21 protein-coding genes are annotated in these 19707 nt (G+C 61.3%); 13 read left to right on the forward strand and 8 right to left on the reverse strand.

What is annotated here, in order from left to right; genetic code table 11:
• The first annotated feature begins 181 nt into the window (after window positions 1–181).
• Both rhtA and HX815_RS20660 read left to right on the forward strand, forming a co-directional pair.
• On the forward strand, window positions 182–1069 hold the full coding sequence (rhtA, locus tag HX815_RS20655) for a threonine/homoserine exporter RhtA (protein WP_003210146.1): 888 nt from the start codon (window positions 182–184) through the stop codon (window positions 1067–1069).
• Between the two features lie 167 nt (window positions 1070–1236).
• Window positions 1237–1518, forward strand: coding sequence for a hypothetical protein (locus HX815_RS20660; protein ID WP_003210144.1), 282 nt, complete (start codon window positions 1237–1239; stop codon window positions 1516–1518).
• Between the two features lie 12 nt (window positions 1519–1530).
• Here HX815_RS20660 and HX815_RS20665 read toward each other — a convergent pair whose 3' ends face one another.
• Window positions 1531–2091: a TetR/AcrR family transcriptional regulator gene (locus tag HX815_RS20665; RefSeq protein ID WP_177028802.1), complete on the reverse strand. Its 561-nt coding sequence runs from the start codon at window positions 2089–2091 to the stop codon at window positions 1531–1533.
• Between the two features lie 89 nt (window positions 2092–2180).
• Between HX815_RS20665 and HX815_RS20670 the strand changes: the two genes are divergently transcribed.
• Window positions 2181–2912, forward strand: coding sequence for an SDR family oxidoreductase (locus HX815_RS20670; protein WP_003210139.1), 732 nt, complete (start codon window positions 2181–2183; stop codon window positions 2910–2912).
• Window positions 2913–2947: 35 nt separating this feature from the next.
• A complete protein-coding gene (locus HX815_RS20675; RefSeq protein ID WP_177028803.1) occupies window positions 2948–3538 on the forward strand; it encodes a 2-hydroxychromene-2-carboxylate isomerase in 591 nt (196 codons plus the stop codon).
• Here the strand turns inward: HX815_RS20675 and HX815_RS20680 are convergent.
• The 3 genes from HX815_RS20680 to HX815_RS20690 form a co-directional block, all read right to left on the reverse strand.
• Window positions 3535–5343 (reverse strand): aminopeptidase P family protein, encoded by a 1809-nt coding sequence (locus HX815_RS20680; RefSeq protein ID WP_177028804.1) that lies wholly within the window; start codon window positions 5341–5343, stop codon window positions 3535–3537. The genes HX815_RS20675 and HX815_RS20680 overlap by 4 nt on opposite strands.
• 36 nt (window positions 5344–5379) lie before the next feature.
• Window positions 5380–6540, reverse strand: coding sequence for a cysteine desulfurase family protein (locus HX815_RS20685; RefSeq protein ID WP_003210134.1), 1161 nt, complete (start codon window positions 6538–6540; stop codon window positions 5380–5382).
• Between the two features lie 228 nt (window positions 6541–6768).
• Complete coding sequence (locus tag HX815_RS20690) at window positions 6769–7038, reverse strand: hypothetical protein (protein WP_003210133.1); 270 nt, start codon at window positions 7036–7038, stop codon at window positions 6769–6771.
• 397 nt (window positions 7039–7435) lie between these two features.
• Between HX815_RS20690 and msuE the strand changes: the two genes are divergently transcribed.
• From msuE to HX815_RS20710, 4 genes are read left to right on the forward strand one after another with little or no spacing between them, the layout of a single operon-like run.
• Window positions 7436–7999: an FMN reductase gene (gene msuE, locus HX815_RS20695; RefSeq protein ID WP_003210131.1), complete on the forward strand. Its 564-nt coding sequence runs from the start codon at window positions 7436–7438 to the stop codon at window positions 7997–7999.
• 9 nt (window positions 8000–8008) lie between these two features.
• Window positions 8009–9154, forward strand: a complete 1146-nt coding sequence (gene ssuD / locus HX815_RS20700) for an FMNH2-dependent alkanesulfonate monooxygenase (RefSeq protein WP_177020570.1) — start codon at window positions 8009–8011, stop codon at window positions 9152–9154.
• 47 nt (window positions 9155–9201) lie between these two features.
• The gene (locus tag HX815_RS20705) at window positions 9202–10389 is read left to right on the forward strand and encodes an acyl-CoA dehydrogenase family protein (RefSeq protein WP_003210129.1); all 1188 of its coding nucleotides are present in this window, start codon (window positions 9202–9204) and stop codon (window positions 10387–10389) included.
• 11 nt (window positions 10390–10400) lie between these two features.
• On the forward strand, window positions 10401–11504 hold the full coding sequence (locus HX815_RS20710; RefSeq protein WP_003210127.1) for a sigma-54-dependent Fis family transcriptional regulator: 1104 nt from the start codon (window positions 10401–10403) through the stop codon (window positions 11502–11504).
• Here the strand turns inward: HX815_RS20710 and HX815_RS20715 are convergent.
• Window positions 11496–11858, reverse strand: a complete 363-nt coding sequence (locus tag HX815_RS20715) for an antibiotic biosynthesis monooxygenase (RefSeq protein WP_032898632.1) — start codon at window positions 11856–11858, stop codon at window positions 11496–11498. The genes HX815_RS20710 and HX815_RS20715 overlap by 9 nt on opposite strands.
• A gap of 90 nt (window positions 11859–11948) precedes the next feature.
• On the opposite strand from HX815_RS20715, the gene soxR reads away from it, so the two are divergent.
• Window positions 11949–12392 (forward strand): redox-sensitive transcriptional activator SoxR, encoded by a 444-nt coding sequence (gene soxR / locus HX815_RS20720; protein WP_008430848.1) that lies wholly within the window; start codon window positions 11949–11951, stop codon window positions 12390–12392.
• 146 nt (window positions 12393–12538) lie between these two features.
• Here soxR and HX815_RS20725 read toward each other — a convergent pair whose 3' ends face one another.
• From HX815_RS20725 to HX815_RS20735, 3 genes are read right to left on the reverse strand one after another with little or no spacing between them, the layout of a single operon-like run.
• Window positions 12539–13309: a MetQ/NlpA family ABC transporter substrate-binding protein gene (locus HX815_RS20725; RefSeq protein ID WP_102369600.1), complete on the reverse strand. Its 771-nt coding sequence runs from the start codon at window positions 13307–13309 to the stop codon at window positions 12539–12541.
• Between the two features lie 29 nt (window positions 13310–13338).
• Window positions 13339–14004 carry a methionine ABC transporter permease gene (locus HX815_RS20730; protein ID WP_008430846.1) on the reverse strand — a complete coding sequence of 222 codons (666 nt, stop codon included), beginning with the start codon at window positions 14002–14004 and terminating at the stop codon, window positions 13339–13341.
• A gap of 3 nt (window positions 14005–14007) precedes the next feature.
• Window positions 14008–15231 (reverse strand): SfnB family sulfur acquisition oxidoreductase, encoded by a 1224-nt coding sequence (locus HX815_RS20735; RefSeq protein ID WP_177028805.1) that lies wholly within the window; start codon window positions 15229–15231, stop codon window positions 14008–14010.
• A gap of 235 nt (window positions 15232–15466) precedes the next feature.
• On the opposite strand from HX815_RS20735, the gene HX815_RS20740 reads away from it, so the two are divergent.
• The 4 genes from HX815_RS20740 to HX815_RS20755 all read left to right on the forward strand — a co-directional run bounded on the left by HX815_RS20740 (window position 15467) and on the right by HX815_RS20755 (window position 19586).
• Entirely contained in the window at window positions 15467–15928 is a 462-nt protein-coding gene (locus HX815_RS20740) for a VOC family protein (RefSeq protein WP_177028806.1), read from the forward strand.
• Window positions 15929–16166: 238 nt separating this feature from the next.
• A complete protein-coding gene (locus HX815_RS20745; RefSeq protein WP_008430843.1) occupies window positions 16167–17042 on the forward strand; it encodes an alpha/beta fold hydrolase in 876 nt (291 codons plus the stop codon).
• A gap of 98 nt (window positions 17043–17140) precedes the next feature.
• The gene (gene dctA / locus HX815_RS20750) at window positions 17141–18445 is read left to right on the forward strand and encodes a C4-dicarboxylate transporter DctA (protein WP_003207293.1); all 1305 of its coding nucleotides are present in this window, start codon (window positions 17141–17143) and stop codon (window positions 18443–18445) included.
• A 226-nt stretch (window positions 18446–18671) separates the two neighbouring features.
• The gene (locus HX815_RS20755) at window positions 18672–19586 is read left to right on the forward strand and encodes a LysR substrate-binding domain-containing protein (RefSeq protein ID WP_173883068.1); all 915 of its coding nucleotides are present in this window, start codon (window positions 18672–18674) and stop codon (window positions 19584–19586) included.
• The last annotated feature ends 121 nt before the right edge of the window (window positions 19587–19707 follow it).

Here is a 19707-nt window from a genome sequence, read left to right on the forward strand (position 1 = left end):
CTTCCAGAATCTGCCGTCAACCCTTAATTCAGCTTTTCTATCAATCCATCCCGACAATCACGGAATTCGTCTATATAGGAAGGACCCCTTAACTAATTGAGCAATATATTGCCCAACGCTCAACAGTTAAGCATCATAGCCACTCGGTTTCTTTCAATACGACCTCGGACGAATACCCTCAATGACCACTTCCCCGCGTAGCCTGGCTTCGACACTGTTTCCGGTCGGCCTGCTACTCATTGCCATGGCCTCTATTCAATCAGGCGCCTCACTCGCCAAAAGCATGTTCCCCATCGTGGGCGCCCAGGGCACCACCACCCTGCGCCTGATTTTCGCCAGTGTGATCATGCTGCTCCTTTTACGCCCATGGCGCGCCAAGCTGACAGCCAAGTCGTTGCAGACGGTGATCGTCTACGGGATGGCGCTGGGGGGAATGAACTTCCTCTTCTATATGTCGCTGCGCACCGTTCCGCTGGGAATTGCAGTAGCCCTCGAATTCACCGGCCCACTGGCAGTAGCCATCTACGCTTCGCGACGCGCCGTAGACTTTCTCTGGATAGCCTTGGCGATTGTCGGACTTCTGCTATTGATCCCAGTGGGCGAAGCCAGCAGCGGCATTGACCTCACAGGCGCCGCCTATGCACTCGGCGCAGGTGCGTGCTGGGCACTCTACATTCTGTTTGGCCAAAAGGCCGGCGCCGACAATGGCGTTCAGACTGCGGCCCTCGGCGTAATGATTGCAGCGTTGTTTGTTGCACCGATAGGTATCGTCCACGCGGGCGCCGCACTCCTCACACCCTCGCTGATCCCGATCGCCATTGGTGTCGCGGTTTTATCCACCGCCCTGCCCTACACCCTGGAGATGGTCGCCCTGACTCGCCTGCCAGCCCGCACGTTCGGAACCCTGATGAGCATCGAACCCGCGTTCGGCGCCCTGTCCGGGCTGTTTTTCCTTCAAGAGCACTTGTCCCTGGCGCAATGGCTGGCCATCACCTGCATTATCCTGGCCTCGGTGGGTGCAACCCTGACCATGCGTAACGAATCAAAACCACTCGTTCCAGCCGATTGATTCAGGATTTGACGTAGCTATGGCATTTGCCGCTCAATTAGGCCATGTTTAGGTCGTAACCCAGTGTCATTCATGGAGATTTTCGATAAGGACATCATGAACGCTACACTCGAGAGCGAGCAAAGCCAGCTTCGTGCACTTAAGCGAGGCGGCTATTAAGGATAGTAATGAAGCGAATTTTGATGCTGTTCATGATTGTGGCAATCGCAGGTTGTGCCGCGACCACCAAGACCGAAGTAAAACGGGGAAAGAAGGGCCTGCATATCAACTGCTCAGGCCTGTCCTCTTCCTGGGACCAGTGCTACGCCAGTGCAGCTAATTCGTGTGGCGCCAAAGGCTATAAAGTCATCGCCAAGTCGGGGGACAACGCCGAAGACCCAGGCGACTACCCGTTCGGTCTTAACCCCGCCGGCTACACAAGCCGAAGCATGATTGTCATCTGCAAGTAACTGTCGATGACCTCACAGCCTCGACAGCTGCTGGCTGAGCACCTCGTAGTTCGATGACAGGACCTGTGCCTGCACCTGCGGGTCGACCATCATCCGCGCCACCACCAGGGCGCCGATGCATTGCGACAGAATCGACCACGCCAGGGCCTCGCTGCCCAGTGTTGCTGCCCACCCCACCTGCAATCGGCAAATCCAGTCCTGCGCCTGTTGACGAACGGCCACATCAGATCGCGCAATCTCCGCCCCCAGGCTCGGCAACGCACATCCGGCTTCGGATTGCTCCACATGGGCCATGCTCAGGTAGAACTTCAAACAGCGATCCAGCCGCTCACGGCTTTGCACCCCGTCGCCATTCAATCGCTCAAGGCTGTGGCTCAATTCACGCTCGACAATCGAACTGAACAATTCATCCTTCGAAGCGAAGTGGCTATAAAACGCACCGCCACTCAAGCCAATGGCCTTCATCAAGCCATCCACCCCGACACTGGCAAAACCCTCTCTCTTCGCCAGTGCCGCACTGCTGTCCAGAAGCTTTTCCCTGGTTTGCTGCTTGTGACTAGCCGAATATCGCATCGCTTCCTCCACTGTGCTGTCAGCTTGACGCCTGCTGGATCGTAGCATAACGTTCGTTTGGCAAACGATCGTTTACTAAAGGATCTCCCATGACGAACAACAAGAAAATCGTACTGGTAGTGGGTGCCGGCGATGCCACAGGTGGTGCCATCGCCAAGCGTTTCGCCCGTGAGGGTTACGTCGCCTGCGTCACCCGGCGCAGCGCCGATAAACTGCAACCCTTGGTGGATAGCATCCACGCAGCAGGTGGCGAGGCGCATGGCTTTGCCTGCGATGCCCGCAAGGAAGAAGACGTTATCGCGCTGATCGAACGGATTGAAACCGAACTGGGCCCCATCGAAGCCTTCGTGTTCAACATCGGCGCCAATGTGCCGTGCAGCATCCTGGAAGAAACCGCCCGCAAGTACTTCAAGATTTGGGAGATGGCCTGTTTCTCAGGCTTCCTCAACGCGCGGGAAGTGGCCAAGCGCATGGTCACCCGTAACCGCGGCACCATCCTGTTTACCGGTGCCACGGCCGGGTTGCGTGGAGCCGCCGGCTTTGCCGCGTTCGCTGGAGCCAAACACGGGATCCGTGCACTGGCGCAAAGCATGGCTCGCGAACTGGGCCCACGGAATATCCACGTCGCCCACGTCGTCGTGGATGGCGCCATCGACACCGACTTCATCCGCGACAACTTCCCGCAAAAATACGCCCTCAAGGATCAGGACGGCATTCTCAATCCGGACCACATCGCCGATAACTATTGGTACCTGCACAGCCAGCCCCGGGACGCCTGGACCTTCGAGCTGGACCTGCGCCCCTGGAATGAACCCTGGTAAGCGCGCCCCATAACAATAAACTGCGAGTATCCAGCATGAGTAAAACAGTAGAATTTTTCTTCGACCTCGGCAGCCCTGCCACCTATCTGGCCTATACCCAACTTCCAGGCCTGTGCGCTGCAACCGGCACCCAGCTGATTTACAAGCCAATGCTGCTGGGCGGGGTGTTCAAGGCCACCGGCAATGCGTCACCGGCCACCGTTCCCGCCAAAGGTCGCTACATGTTCCAGGACCTGGCACGCTACGCCCAGCGCTACCACGTTCCGCTCAAGTTCAATTCGCACTTTCCCATCAACACATTAATGCTGATGCGTGCGGTCACCGGCGTCCAAATGCGCCAGCCCGAACGCTTTCTCGACTTCATCGACTGCCTGTTCCACGCACTGTGGGTCGAAGGCCGACACATGGGAGACCTGTCTGTGGTAGCCGCAGTGCTGACCGAACACGGCTTTGATCCTGAAGCAGTCCTGGCGCTGACCAACGATGACGAAGTCAAGACAACCCTCAAGGACAACACCGAACACGCGATTCAGCGTGGCGTATTCGGTGCCCCCAGTATGTTCGTCGGCGACCAGTTGTTCTTTGGCCAGGATCGCCTGGACTTTGTGCGCGAAGCGCTGGGCTAGATCGCAGCCGTGCGCACCTGCAACCACTCCAGCGCTGCACCGCTGAGCAGCGGGCTCAGGCGCTCAAGGACTTGCGCGTGGTAATCGTTGAACCACTGGCGTTCTTCCACCGTCAGCAACGACGGCTCCAGGCAACGGGTGTCGATCGGGCACAGTGTCAGTGTCTCGAACTTGAGGAACTCGCCAAACTCGGTCTTGCCCGCTTCACGGTTCAACACCAGGTTCTCGATGCGCACACCCCAGCGGCCCGGACGGTAAGTGCCGGGCTCGATGGAGGTAATCATGCCGGCCTGCATTGCCGTTTGCGGCGCCGCGACGGCTTGGTACGCGATCACCTGCGGGCCTTCATGCACATTGAGGAAATAGCCGACGCCATGACCGGTACCGTGGCCGTAGTCCACACCCTCGGCCCAGATCGGCGCACGGGCGATGGAGTCCAGCAGCGGCGAAAGAATGCCCTTGGGGAAATGCGCGCGGGACAACGCGATCACCCCCTTCAGCACCCGCGTGCAGTCGCGCTTCTGCTCTTCGCTTGGCGTCCCGATAGGCACCATCCGCGTGATATCGGTCGTGCCACCCAGGTACTGGCCACCGGAGTCGATCAGCAGCAAGCCATCGCCTTCGATCAGCGCGTGTTCTTCTTCGGTCGCGTGATAGTGCGGCATCGCGCCATTGGCGTTGAATGCGGCAATCGTATTGAAGCTCAGCGACACATAACCCGGACGACGGGTACGCGCTGCCGTCAGGTGCTCATCAATGGTCAGTTCGGTGATGCGCTCACGGCCCAACGCGCTGTCGAGCCAGGCGAAGAATTCACACAGGGCCGCGCCATCCTGCTCCATGGCCTGGCGAATGTGCTCGGCGTCCGCCAGGCTCTTGCGCGATTTGGCCAAGGTGGTCGGGTTAAGCCCCTCGATCAGCGTGACGCCACTGCCCAGGTTTTCCAGCAAGCCGGCGGTCACCCGGGCCGGGTCGACCTGCACACTCGCGCCCGAAGGAATGTCCTTCAACGCCGCTGCGACTTCGCTGTAATGGCGCAGGGTCACGCCATCCTGTTCCAGCACCGCGCGAAGCTCGGCGTCGACTTTGCTCAGGGCCACAAACAGCGTCGCCTGCTGCTGGCCGATCAAGGCAAACGAGACAAACACCGGGTTGAACGAAACGTCGCCACCCCGCAGGTTAAAGAGCCAGGCAATGTCATCCAGGGTCGCGATGAAATGCCAGTCGGCCCCCTTTTCCGTCAAGCTGGCACGCAGGGCTGCGAGCTTCTCGCCACGGCTGACGGTGGCCTGGGGTGGCAGATGTTGATAGATCGGTTGGTTCGGCAAGGTTGGACGGTCTTGCCAGACTTCATTCAACAAGTCGATATCCGTGCGCAAGCGTGCACCACGTGCCTCCAGCTTGCTGCCCAGGGTGCGCGCCGAGGCCACGGCCATGACCGCACCATCAACGGCTACCACGCCGCCTTCCGGCGTCTGCTCCGCGAGCCATTCCAGCGGCCCGGGCTGGCCGGGTTGCAGCTTGACCAACTCGATACCACTGCCCTTGAGTTCCTTGGTCGCCTGTTCCCAATAGCGGCTGTCTGCCCATACACCGGCAAAATCCGCAGTAACAATCAGCGTGCCCACCGACCCATGGAAACCCGACAACCACTGACGGCCCTGCCAGTAACCCGGCAGGTATTCGGACAAGTGCGGGTCCGCCGACGGCACCAACAGGGCATGAATGCCCTCGCGGCTCATCAGTTCGCGGGTGTGCGCCAGGCGCTGGGGAACCGTTCCATGGGTCAAAGGCTGTGTGCTCATCGTGTCTCCTGCTAACCACTAATAATTGTTATGGGGTCAAACGGCCCAGAACGCCGGTGCGCTGGCCAGTGCCGCCTTGATCAACTGTACCGCCTGATCGATATCCTGCTCGGTGGTAAACCGCCCGAGGCTCAAGCGAATGGTGCGACCTGCGCTGCGGGCGTCATGGCCCAGCGCCATAAGCACATGGGACGGTGCATTGCTCGCCGAATTGCAGGCCGAAGTGGCCGAGAAGGCAATGCCCGCGCTCAAGGCGGCGGAATTGAACTCGCCTTCGCTGAACGTCAGGCTCAGGGTGTGGGGAATGCGTTGGGTAAGGCTGCCATTGAGGCGCACCCCGGCAATTGTATTCAGCTGTTCCAGCAGGCGCTCGCGCAAGGCAACGATGGTCGCCTTTTCTTCAGCAAAGGACGCTGCCGCCAGGGCAAACGCGGTACCCATGCCGGCAATCTGGTGAGTCGCCAGGGTGCCCGAACGCAAACCACCTTCATGGCCACCGCCGTGAATCTGCGCCAGCACTTTCTGCTGCGCACGTGGGCCGACGTACAACGCGCCGATACCCTTGGGACCATAGAGTTTGTGTGCGGAAAATGACATGAGGTCCACTGGCCATTCGGCCAGGTCAATCTCGACCTTGCCTGCGCCCTGCGCCGCATCCACGTGAAACAGCGCGCCATGCTCGCGCACGCGTGCGCCAATCGCCCGGATATCGTTAAGAGTGCCCAGCTCGTTGTTCACCAGCATCAGCGACACCAGGAAGGTGTCCTCACGCAATGCTTCGCTCACCGCCTCGACACTGATCAAACCCTCGGCGTCCGGCACCAGGTACGTCACGGCAACCCCGGCTTCCTGCAACTGGCGAGCGGTGTCGAGCGTGGCCTTGTGTTCAATCTGGCTGGTGATGATGTGCCCGCCGGCCACGCCGCGCGCCTGGGCAACGCCCTTGATGGCGAGGTTGTTGGACTCGGTGGCACCGGAGGTCCAGACAATCTGTGCCGGCTCGGCGCCGACCAACTCAGCCACCTGGCCCCGTGCCTGCTCAACCGTTTGCCGGGCCTGTTGGCCGAACGCGTGGGAACTGGACGCAGGGTTGCCGAAGTTGGCATTGAAGCCCAGACACTCAACCATCACCTGGATGACCCGCTCATCCACCGGCGTGGTGGCGGCGTAGTCGAAATACAGCGGACGTTTATTCATGACGTTAAAGACTCGCAGAGCAGGTTCCCGAGAACAACGTCTCAGGGGCCGCAATCAGGAAGGAAGATGGTTTACCTGATCCCGTGCCGTTAAAGAAAGACCACTTTATTTAAAAGTGCGTAGGAACGCTCCTGAAATTCAGCTTAACAGGCTCCGGGAAACGGATGGCAAACAAAAAGCCCGAGGTTCCTGTGGGAAACCTCGGGCTTTTCAGACCTCGCCACTGACTCAACTGGGGCGACCGTGCAGCGTCATGCTGCGCTCGGCATTCATCTCACCCTGACGGTCGAAACCGAAGGTGTTCTGTGGCCGGCCGGTCAGTTCGGCTTTCTTCTGTTGGTATTCATCAAATGACAGGCCTCGACGGCTCAGGGCTTCAAGCGCCAGTTCCTTGCTCTCCTCGGCCGAGTAGCCACGCAGTTCGGGCGACGAATGTGTCGCACAACCGGCAAGGACTGAGGTGACAAGCAATACGGAAATGGCGAGAAAACGGTTCATGGCGAAGGTCCTGCGAAACGGGCTGAAGTCAATGAGTACAGGCTACTCCCGCCCCTGCACGGTGAAAAATCATCAGCCGTGATAGTCGCTATCAACCTTTGCGACACTTCTGATAGTCGCGCCTTATATTCCATGTAGGTCTATAAATATGGAAATACGTTCATTTACGGAATAAACACAACCCTCTATAAATGGCCTCAACACTCACGCCACTGTTCGCCTGGCAACTGTTGCCCAGGCAACAGTCATTCAACAAAACACCAGGCAGACAACACCACCATTTTCCAACACCTGGCACAGAGGCCACGCCAGTCAAGGGCTGCACAGCTTGGTACAGCTCTTGCTCAAGCCCTGCTACTGCTCTTGCCCTGAGCCACTGTTGAAAAAGGAACTGTTGATGACCCGTCCACTGAATGTCGTTGCCCTCTCCGGCGGAACCTGGCGTCCGTCCCGCACCCTGGTGTTGACCCAGGCGGTGCTGGCCGAACTGGCCGATCAATTGCCGATCCAGGCCACCCTGATCGAACTGGGCGACATTGCCCGGCCGCTGGGCGGCGCACTGTCCCGCCAGGAATTGCCCGCCGACGTCGAAGCGCAACTGCAGGCCATCGAACAGGCCGACCTGCTGATCGTTGCCGCGCCGGTGTATCGCGGCTCCTATCCCGGCCTGCTCAAGCACCTGTTCGACCTGGTCGACCTCAACGCCCTGATCAACACCCCGGTGTTGCTGGCGGCCACCGGCGGCAGCGAACGCCACGCCCTGGTACTCGATCACCAGTTGCGCCCGCTGTTCAGTTTCTTCCAGGCCCTGACCTTGCCCATTGGCGTGTACGCCACCGAGGCCGATTTCACCGATTACCACATAACCAGTGAGCCCTTGAAGGCCCGCATTCGCCTTGCTGCAGAACGCGCCGCGCCGTTGTTTGCCGCGCATCCCACCTCTCTGCTGAAAATCGCTTAAGGATTTGTCATGGATGTTTTCTGGTTTCTGCCTACACACGGTGACGGCCACTACCTGGGCACCACCCAGGGCGCTCGCCCGGTCACCCTCAACTATTTGAAACAAGTCGCCCAGGCCGCCGACAACCTCGGCTACCACGGCGTGCTGATTCCCACCGGCCGCTCCTGCGAAGACTCCTGGGTGATTGCCTCGGCGCTGGTGCCGTTGACCGAACGCCTGCGTTACCTGGTGGCGATTCGTCCGGGGATCATCTCGCCAACCGTCTCGGCACGCATGGCCGCCACCCTCGACCGCCTGTCCGGTGGCCGCCTGTTGATCAACGTGGTGACCGGCGGCGACCCCGACGAAAACCGCGGCGACGGCAGCTTCCTCGATCACAGCGAACGCTACGAAGTGACCGACGAATTCCTGAAGATCTGGCGCCGCGTGCTGCAAGGCGAATCGGTGGATTTCGAAGGCAAACACCTGCGCGTGCAGAACGCCAAGGCACTTTACCCACCGGTGCAGAAGCCATATCCACCGCTGTACTTCGGCGGTTCCTCGGACGCTGCCCACGACCTCGCCGCCGAACAAGTCGACGTGTACCTGACCTGGGGCGAACCACCGGCCGCCGTCGCCGAGAAACTCGCCGACGTGCGTGAGCGCGCCGCCCGCCACGGGCGCACCGTCAAATTCGGGATTCGCCTGCATGTGATCGTGCGCGAAACCGAAGAAGACGCCTGGAAAGCCGCGGCCAAACTGATCGAGCACATCAGCGACGAGACCATCGCCGCCGCGCAAAAATCCTTCTCGCGCTTTGACTCCGAAGGCCAGCGGCGCATGGCCGCCCTGCACGACGGGCGCCGCGACAACCTTGAGATCGCCCCCAACCTGTGGGCCGGCGTCGGCCTGGTACGTGGCGGCGCGGGCACGGCCCTGGTGGGCAACCCTCAGCAAGTCGCCGAGCGCATCAAGGAATACGCAGACCTGGGCATCGAAAGCTTCATCTTCTCCGGCTACCCGCACCTGGAAGAGGCGTATCGCTTTGCCGAACTGGTGTTCCCGCTGCTGCCGGAACCCTACGCCAGCCTGGCCGGGCGCGGCGTCACCAACCTCACCGGGCCGTTCGGCGAAATGATTGCCAACGACGTCCTGCCGGCAAAAGCCAAGGCCTGACCTGCCGTCTGCCGGGGCACGCCCCGGCACACCATGAGGAATACCGCGTGACAGCCAAACCCAACAGCGTCCTGCCCTCACCCTTGCAGACCGCCAAACTGCTGGCCGCCGAATTTGCCCTCACTGCCGTCGAACGCGACGAGCGCGGCGGCACACCGAAGACCGAACGTGACGCCCTGCGCCAAAGCGGCTTGCTGGCCCTGAGCATTCCCACCCAATACGGCGGCCTCGGCGCCCGCTGGAGCGAAACCCTGGAGATCGTGCGCGAATTCGCCAAGGTCGACAGCTCCATCGCCCACGTCTTCGGCTTTCATCACCTGATGCTCGCCACCGTTCGCCTGTTCTCACGCCCGGAGCAATGGCAACCCTGGTTCGAACAAACCGCGCGCAAGAACTGGTTCTGGGGCAACGCCCTCAACCCGCTGGACACGCGCACGGTGGTCAAAGCCTACAACGGCTGGCGCGAATTCTCCGGCAAGAAGAGCTTTTGCTCCGGAGCCAGCGACTCGGAAATGCTGATCGCCTCGGCGGTGGATGAAAGCGCCGGCGGCAAGCTGCTGATCGCGGCCATCCCCAGCGGGCGCAGTGGCATCACCCTGCACAATGACTGGAACAACATCGGCCAGCGTCAGACTGACAGCGGCAGCGCCAGCTTCGAACGGGTACGCGTGGAAGAGTCGGAATTGCTCCTCGATCCCGGCCCGCTGAGTACTCCCTTCGCCTGCCTGCGCCCGCTGATCGCTCAACTGACCTTCACCCATATGTTCCTCGGCATCGCCGAAGGCGCCTTTGCCGAAGCCCGGAATTACACCCTGACCGAAACCCGGCCCTGGCATAAATCCACGGTACAGGACATTCGCCAGGACCCGTACGTGCTCAACCACTACGGCGAATTCTGGGTCGCGCTGGAAGGCGTGCGCCTGCTGGTGGAACGCGCCGCCGAACTGCTGGACCAGGCCTGGGCCAAGGGCCCGAGCCTCAGTGAAAGCGAGCGCGGCGAGCTGGCCATCGCCATCGCCACGGCCAAGGTCGCTGCCACCCGCAACGGCCTGGAACTGTGCAGCCGCCTGTTCGAAGTCACCGGCGCGCGCTCCACCCACGCCTCGCTGCGCCTGGACCGGCACTGGCGCAACCTGCGCACGCAAACCTTGCACGACCCGGTGGACTACAAGCTCCACGAACTGGGGGACTGGGCGTTGAACCAGTCCCTGCCGATTCCCACGTTCTACTCCTAGAAGAGGTGCCCATGCAGCTTTTAACCTTACCGCCCTCGCCCGCTCTTGCGACCTCGATCCGCGCCACGGCCCAGGTCTTCGAAGACCCCAAATCCCAGGCGCTGCTGGCGCACATCCAGCAAGTCGCGCCCAGCGAAGCCAGCGTGTTGATCATCGGCGAAACCGGCACCGGTAAAGAGCTGGTGGCGCGCCATATCCACAACCTCAGCGCCCGGCGCAACCGGCCCTTCGTGGCCGTGAACTGCGGCGCGTTTTCCGAATCCCTGGTGGAAGCCGAGCTGTTCGGCCATGAAAAAGGCGCCTTCACCGGCGCCCTCAGTGCCAAGGCCGGCTGGTTCGAAGAGGCGGACGGCGGCACCTTGTTCCTCGATGAAATCGGTGACTTGCCGATGGCGATCCAGGTCAAGCTGCTACGGGTACTGCAGGAACGCGAAGTGGTGCGCCTGGGCTCACGCAAAAGCATTCCCATCGACGTGCGGGTATTGGCGGCCACCAACGTTCAGTTGGAGAAAGCCATCAATGCCGGGCATTTCCGCGAAGACCTGTACTACCGCCTAGACGTGGTCAGCCTCGAACTCAGCCCCCTGCGGGATCGGCCCGGTGACATCCTGCCACTGACCCGGCATTTCATCGAAGCCTACAGCCAGCGCCTGGGTTACGGCCCGATCACCATCAGCCGCGAGGCCGAGCAAAAGCTCAAAAGCTACAGCTGGCCAGGCAACATCCGCGAGCTGGAAAACGTGATCCACCACACCCTGCTGATCTGCCGCAACGGGGTGATCGAGCGCGACGACCTGCGCCTGTCGAACATGCGCATCGAGCGTCAGGACGACAGCCAGCACGGCACCGACAACAGCGCCGAAGCCCTGCTGGAACGCGCCTTTCAAAAGCTCTTCGAGGAACAGGCCGGGGCCCTGCATGAAAAGGTCGAGGATGCGCTGCTGCGCGCCGCCTACCGCTTCAGCCATTACAACCAGGTGCACACCGCCAACCTGCTGGGCCTGAGCCGCAACGTGACCCGTACCCGTTTGATCAAGATCGGCGAGCTGGCGGTGAACAAGCGACGCCCCGGCGAAAACGTACAGGGCGAGCGCATGCTGCATCTGTCAATTTAGGCGGCAGTGCAGAGCGTTGTCATGGCTGCGCTCGATGCTGCGCAGCACCTGGAACGAACCGAAGGTCACCGCCGTGGCCTGGTGGGCGCGTATCAGCGTCCAGAAATCTTCCTCACCGTGCTCAAAACACTTGAAGGCCGCTTCCCCCTCCTCGCGGGAGCGCCATTGCAGGTAGCTGAGCACCCGGCGTCCATCATCACTGACCTGCACGCTGGCATTGATAAAGCCACCATGGCCCTGGGCCAGGCGCTCGCTTTGCGATGACAGGGCCGCCACCAAAGCCGATTGCTGCTGAGGCTCGATGTGGAATTCGACCATCTGGGTAAAACTCAGACTCTTCTCTAATACCTGCATGAACATTCCCCTCTCACTGTAGGCACAATCTTGCGATTCGATGCCACGCAGGGTAAAACCTCTAGTTAAGTCAAGGTCAAGGGCTTTTTCATGGTCACCAAAGAACTCACCGTCGGCCAACTGGCAGCCCGCAGTGGCGTGGCGGTTACCGCGCTGCACTTTTATGAAACCAAGGGATTGATCAAGAGCCACCGCAACGCCGGCAACCAGCGGCGCTATCCGCGGGATGTGTTGCGCCGGGTGGTGGTGATCAAGATTGCCCAGCGTTTGGGCATTCCCCTGGCGACGATCCATGACGCGCTGCAAACCTTGCCCGATGGCCGCACGCCCAACGCTGCCGATTGGGAGCGCCTGTCTGCGCTATGGCGTGAGGACCTCGACCAGCGCATCGAAAAACTGATGTTGCTGCGGGATAAACTCAACGGCTGTATTGGCTGCGGGTGCCTGTCGCTGGAGGCGTGCCCGTTGCGCAATCACGACGACGTGCTGGGTGAGCGCGGGCCTGGGGCACAACTCTTGGAGCCGTCCACATAATGGCGGGGTAACACTCGATCAATGTGGGAGCGGGCTTGCTCGCGAAAGCGGGGTGTCAGTCGCCAGATGCAGTGGCTGATCCACCGCCTTCGCGAGCAAGCCCGCTCCCACACAAGCCCGCTCCCACATTTTGATCGCCGTCAGACTTAGAATCCCGGGGCAATCTGGCCTTTATAGCGGGTCAGGATGAACTGGCGCACTTCATCGGAGTTCAACGCCTTGGCCAGTTTCTGGATGCCAGGGTCATTGATGTTGTCCGGGCGCGCGACCAGGTACTCCACGTACAGGCTCTTGCCCTTCTCGACGATCAACGCGCTGTTGGTGTCGATCCCCGCTTCCAGGGCGTAGTTGGCAAACACGAACGCCAGGTCCACCTGGCTCACCGAGCGGGCCAGCAACGCACCTTCCAGTTCACGAATTTTCAGGTGCTTGGGGTTTTCAACGATATCCCGCGGCGTGGCAAGGGTGTTGCTCGGGTCCTTGAGCTTGATCAGGCCGGCTTCGTCCAGCAGCACCAAGGCGCGGCCAGTGTTGACCGGGTCGTTGGGGATCGACACTGTCGCGCCGTCTTTCAACTCCGAGATATTTTTGATCTTGGTCGAGTACGCGCCGAAAGGCTCGATGTGCACACCGACCACCGGCACCAGGTTGGTATTCCGGGTCTTGTTGTAGTCATCCAGGAATGGCCGGTACTGGTAGTAGTTGGCGTCGATGTTCTTCAGCGCCAGTTGCTGGTTGGGCTGGATGAAATCGGTGAAGACCTTGATTTGCAGGTCCACGCCTTCCTTGGCCAGCACCGGCTTTACGAACTCGAGGATCTCGGCGTGAGGCACGGGCGTGGCGCCGACGACCAGCGTCTCGTTGGCAACGGCATTGAAGGACAAGACAGCGGCCAAGATGGCCAGGGATTTTTTCATGGTTGCTCCGAAGGCATTAGTTATAGGAATCAACGGCGGCTGTAATGCGCCACCAAACGGTCACCGGTCATCTGCAGGGCCTGCACCAGCACCAACAGCAGCAACACGGTGACCACCATCACGTCGGTCTGGAAACGCTGATAGCCGTAGCGGATAGCCAGGTCGCCCAGGCCACCGCCACCGATCACCCCGGCCATGGCGGTGTAGTCCACCAGCACAATCGCGGTGACAGTGACCGCTGCCAGCAGCCCGCCCCGGGCTTCCGGCAACAGCGTGTGGCGGATCACCTGCCAGGTGCTGGCGCCCATGGATTGGGTGGCCTCCACCACGCCACGGTCGACTTCGCGCAAGGCGGTTTCCACCAGCCGCGCAAAGAACGGCGTACAGCCCACCACCAACGGCGGAATGGTGCCGGCCACGCCCAGGGAGGTGCCCACCAGCAAGGTAGTCACCGGGATCAGCACAATCAGCAGGATGATGAACGGCAGCGAGCGCAGCACGTTGACCACCACCGACAGCGCCCGATACACCACCAGGGTTTCGTGCAACTGGCGCTTGCCGGTGAGGAACAACAGCACCCCCAGCGGCAACCCCAGCAGCACGGTAAAACCCAGGGCCGCGCTGAGCATGCTCAGGGTTTCCAGGCAGGCTTGGCCGATGTCGGCCCAATAGATGTTTTTAAACAGCTCGGCCATGGGTCAAGACCAATCGTGACGCGGTGGCTTGGCGCCGTTGAGCAGCCAGTTGCCCACCACGTGATACTTCCAGCGCACCGGGTCATGCAGGGTATGCACCCGTGCATTGCGCCAGTGACGGTCGAAGTTGTGCTTCTTCAGGGTGGAGCGGGTGCCGCCGAGTTCGAAGAGCTTGTTGCTGGCTTCAATGGCGATTTCAGTGGTCAGTACCTTGGCTCGCGCGACAGCCAGGGAGGCGTGGGCAACGTTGTCTTCATCGGGTGCCGGGCGCGCGGCGTCCAGGGCCTTTCCGGCCCGCTCCAGCAAGGCTTCCGCCGCTTCCAGGCGAATATCCAGCGCGCCGACCTGGATGATAGTCAGCGGGTCTTCACTGGCGTTTTCCACCCCGGCATCGATCCATGGACGGGCGAATTGCCGGACGAACTGCACCGTGTCACGCAACGCGGCACGGGCGATGCCGGCATCGATGGCGGCGGTGGTCAATTGAGCGAAAGGCCCGGCCAGGGTCGGCGAATCGTAGGAGCGATGGGTAGGAAACAGATTGAACGCCGGCACCTTCAAGCCTTCGGCCAGCACCGTGCCGCTGGAGGTGGTGCGTTGGCCCATGCTGTCCCAGTCGTCGACCACCACCAGGCCTGCGGTGCCGCGCGGCACGAACGCCAATTGCGCATTCTGCTGTTCATCCAGCGCCAGCACCGCCAGCCAGTGGGCATACAGCGAACCGGTGCAATAACCCTTGCGACCGTTGATCACATAGCCATCGCCTTGCCGGCGAATGGTCGCCTGGATGTCCTGGACGTTCTTGCCGCCGGTTTCCGACAGCGCATTGGCAAACCGATGCCCTTCCAGCGCCAGGCCAAAAAAGTACGCCTGCTGCTCGGGCGTGCCTTGCAGGCGGATATCTTCCAGCAGGCAGTAATGGTTCTGCGGGATTTGCCCCAGCGAAGGGTCGGCCGCCGAGATAATCGCAATCACCTGGGCCAACACCGCGTAGGACACCTGGGCACCACCAAACTCGCGGGGCACGCTGATGCCCCACAGGCCGCTGTTGGAATACAGGTCGACGACCTCCGCAGGCACCTGGCGGGTGCGGTCGCGCTCGGCGTCCTGCTCCAGCAACACGGCAGCAACCCGGTGGGCAACGGCCAGTGCGTGGGCCTCGTCGCGGATCAACTCGGCGTGGGGCGTGTGAATCGGGTAATCGGCAGATACAGGCAGTACAGACATACAACGCTCTCGGGCGAATGGTTTGCCAGAGGCATTGCAGCTTCTGTGCCTGAGGCGCCTGGCCTTCAAACACAAGGGTTTGCTCTCGATGTACGCGCGGCAGACCGCCCTTGGCGCAGCAAACTGCCGGTTTGCTGTTGCCTGGGCAACACCTCGTCGGCTGCCCGCAAGCCACGGCGCACGTGGCCTATAGTGAAAAAGCCGTCCCTCCACTACCACCATCAAGGAGAACGATATGAGCGTTAAACCCATTCCCGAGGGCTACCACAGCATCACGCCGTACCTGGGCATCGACAAAGCCGCTGAAGCCATCGAGTTCTACAAACGAGCCTTTGGTGCCACCGAAGTCATGCGCCTGGACATGCCCGACGGCAAGATCGGCCATGCCGAACTGCGCATTGGCGATTCGGCGATCATGATGGCCTCGCCCTGTGGCGAAATGTCGTTCGGCAGCCCGGGAAAAGAACACCCCAGCGTGTGCCTGCATCTCTATGTGCAAGATGTCGACCAACAGTTCGCCCAGGCCATCAAGGCCGGCGGCACGGCGATTTCAGAACCCAAGGATCAGTTCTACGGTGACCGTTCCGGGACGCTGAAAGACCCGTTCGGGCATGTGTGGTTCCTGGCCACGCGCAAGGAGGACTTGACCGAGACGCAGGTTCGCCAGCGTGCCGAGGCGTTGTTCAAGCAAGGATGAAGTCGCCTGGGCGACGCAACCCAACGGTAGGAACTGGCTCGCCTGCGATGGCATCACCTCGGTGCGACTGATACACCGAGTTGCCTGCATCGCAGGCAAGCCAGCTCCCACCGTTGACCTGCACTGCCTGAAAGATCGGGCTTCAACACACTTCATGAACAACCCCTCCACGCTTTCCCCCTTGCCCCGGGCGCCGTGTGATTTCAGGATGCAAGCAATCATCACAAGGAGTCATTCCATGTTCGCCGGATTCCAAAAAGACCAGCGCCACGTCAACGGTGTGGACATCAGCTACCGCAAAGGCGGCGCGGGTCCCGGCCTGCTCCTGCTGCACGGGCACCCGCAGACCCACGTCATCTGGCACAAGGTCGCCGAGCAACTGGCCGAACACTTCACCGTGGTCGCCGCCGACCTGCGCGGTTATGGCGACAGCAGCAAGCCCGCCGCCATTGACCATCACACCAATTATTCAAAACGTGAAATGGCCCGCGACGGCGTCGAGCTGATGAAAGCCCTGGGCTTCGACGAGTTCTCGGTGCTGGCCCACGACCGTGGCGCCCGCGTCGCCCATCGCCTGGCCCTGGACCACCCCAAGGCCGTGCAGCGCATGGTGCTGCTGGACATCGCACCAACCCTGTCCATGTACGCCCAGACCGACGAAGCCTTTGCCCGCGCCTACTGGCACTGGTTCTTCCTGATCCGCCCGGCGCCGTTGCCCGAGAGCCTGATTGAAGGCAACCCGGAACTCTACCTGCGCAGCGTCATGGGCAGCCGCAGTGCCGGGCTCAAGCCGTTCACCGATGAAGCCTTCGCCGAATACCTGCGTTGCCTGAAACTGCCCGGCACCGCCACCGGGATCTGCGAGGACTATCGCGCCGCCGCCGGCATCGACCTTGAGCACGACCGCGCCGATATCGACAAGGGCAACCACCTGGAGCTGCCGCTGCTGGTGATGTGGGGCGCCGAAGGCACCGTCGGGCGCTGCTTCGAACCCCTCAAGGAATGGCAGAAAGTCGCGACCGACGTACGTGGCAAGGCCCTGCCGGCCGGCCACTACATCGCAGAAGAAATCCCTGAAGTGCTGCTCGGCGAAGTCCTGACCTTCCTTCGCTGAGCCTTTATGAACCGCTGACCTGACCGATCCCGCCCCGCAGGCTTGAAACAGCCTGCGACGGGATCTGCTTGCCCAAAAAACGTCTCGAGATAATAAAAATGACAATCAGAAAACTGCTGGGAACCCTGTATGTGCAGGTGATCATCGCCATTGTGCTGGGCGTGTTGATCGGCAACCACTGGCCTCAGGTGGGCATCGACCTCAAGCCGTTGGGCGACGGGTTTATCAAGCTGATCAAGATGATCATCGGCCCGATCATCTTCTGCACCGTGGTCTCCGGCATCACCAGCATGCACGACGTGAAGCAGGTGGGCCGCGTCGGCGGCAAGGCGCTGCTGTACTTTGAGATCGTCTCCAGCATCGCCCTGGTAATCGGCATCCTCGCCGCGCACCTGCTGCACCCCGGCGTGGGTTTCAATATCGACGTGAAGACCCTCGACACCTCCGCCATCGCCGGTTTTGTCGGCCAGGCCGAACACGGCGAAGGCGTCACCGGGTTCCTGATGCATGTGATCCCCACTACCTTCTTCGACGCCTTCTCCAAAGGCGAAATCCTCCCGGTACTGTTTGTGTCGGTGCTGTTTGGCCTCGGGCTGGTGATGATCGGCGAGAAGGGCCGGCCCCTGGTCGGCGTGATCAACCAGGCCAGCGAAGTGTTCTTCCGCATCGTCGGGATGATCAGCCGCGTCGCGCCGATCGGGGCCTTCGGGGCCATCGCCTTCACCATCGGCAAATACGGCCTGGGCTCGCTGCTGCCGCTGTTGAAACTGGTGGGTACGTTCTACGTCACCGCGTTTTTCTTCGTCGCCGTGGTGCTGGGCAGCATCGCCCGGTATGTGGGGTTCAGCATCTTCAAGCTGCTGACGTACATCAAGGCTGAACTGTTGATCGTGCTGGGCACCAGCTCCTCCGAATCGGCCCTGCCGCAACTGATCCAGAAACTTGAAAGCCTTGGCGCGTCCAAAGGCGTGGTGGGGATCGTGGTGCCCACCGGCTACACCTTCAACCTGGACGGCACCAACATCTATATGACCCTGGCGGTGCTGTTCCTGGCCCAGGCGACCAATATCGACCTGACGCTGGAGCAACAACTAACCCTGCTGGCGGTGGCGATGCTTACCTCAAAAGGCGCCGGGGCGGTGGTGGGCGCAGGTTTTGTCGCGCTGGCCGCCAGCCTCGCGGTGGTGCCGACGGTGCCGGTGGCGGCGATGGTGCTGATCCTGGGTGTGGACCGGTTCATGGCTGAATGCCGCTCACTGACCAACATCATCGGCAATGCCGTGGCGGCGCTGGTGGTGGCGGCGTGGGAAGGTGAACTGGATCGCGAGAAAATGGCGCCCATCGCCCTCAAGCACGGCCGCCACGCACGGGCCGCCGCCCAGGCGAAGATCGCCGCCGAGTAACCCTTAAACACCAATCCCCTGTGGCGAGGGAGCTTGCTCCCGCTGGGCTGCGCAGCGGCCCCAAGATCTTTGGGAGCGCTACGCACTCCAGCGGGAGCAAGCTCCCTCGCCACAGCAAGCTCCCTCACCACAGAAGCTCCCTTGCCACAGCAAGCTCCCTCACCACAGAAACTCCTTCGCCATACCGGTGCTATTCTGGCGGTTCATGCCGCCATGCCTGTTTCTGATGAACAACAAGAAAGATACCGTGCCCCTACCTGAAGACCTGCGGGTATTCCTGACCGTGATCCGCAAGGCCGGCTTTGCTGCGGCTGCCGACGAGCTGGGTTTGTCCCCGGCCTACGTCAGCAAGCGTATCCAGATTCTCGAAACCACCCTCGCCACCCGCCTGCTGCACCGCACCAGCCGCCGTATCGCCCTGACCGAAGACGGTGAGCGCGTGCAGCGCTGGGCCGTGCGGATTCTCGAAGACTTCCAGCAGTTGTCCGACGAGCTTTCCGACGCCCACGACAGCCCGCGCGGCCACCTGCATTTGTGCAGCAGCTTCGGTTTCGGTCGTAACCATGTGGCACCGGCCTTGTCGCTATTGGCCGAACAATACCCGGACCTGGAGATTCGCCTGGACCTGTTCGACCGGGTGGTGGATATCGTCAGCGAGGGTTTCGACCTGGAGATTCGCGTGGGCGACGACATCCCCGGGCAACACATCGGTCGCCGGCTGGTGAGTAACCGGCGGGTGCTGTGTGCGGCGCCCGCCTACCTCGAACGCCGTGGTGTGCCGCAGCACTTGAGCGACCTGGAACAGCACGACTGCCTGGTGCTCAAGGAGCGCGACAACGCGTTTGGCATCTGGCACCTGGAGCGCGATGGCGTGCAGGACAGCGTGCGCGTGCGCGGGCCGTTGTCGTCGAATAACGGCGAGATCGTTTTGCAATGGGCCCTGGACGGGCGCGGCGTGTTGCTGCGTTCGATGTGGGATGTGAAACCGCTGCTGGAGCAAGGGAAACTGGTGCAGGTGCTGCACGACTACACCCAGAGCGCCAACGTGTGGGCGGTGTACCCGACGCGGCTGGCCTACTCCGGGAAGTTGCGGGCGTGTGTGGAGTTTTTGCAGGAGCACTTCAAGGGGTTGTCGATTTAGCGTGCCGGGTTTGAGTACATATCCGTTGCTGCGGTAACGGCCGCTGACGGTTCTGCTCTTACAGCGGCCTACCGGCCGGCTTGAGTGTCGTAGAGCAAAAAGCCAAATCAAAAGCGGGCAC

It is taken from the genome of Pseudomonas sp. E6002 (assembly GCF_013385565.1).
In the GTDB taxonomy this organism is placed as follows: domain Bacteria; phylum Pseudomonadota; class Gammaproteobacteria; order Pseudomonadales; family Pseudomonadaceae; genus Aquipseudomonas.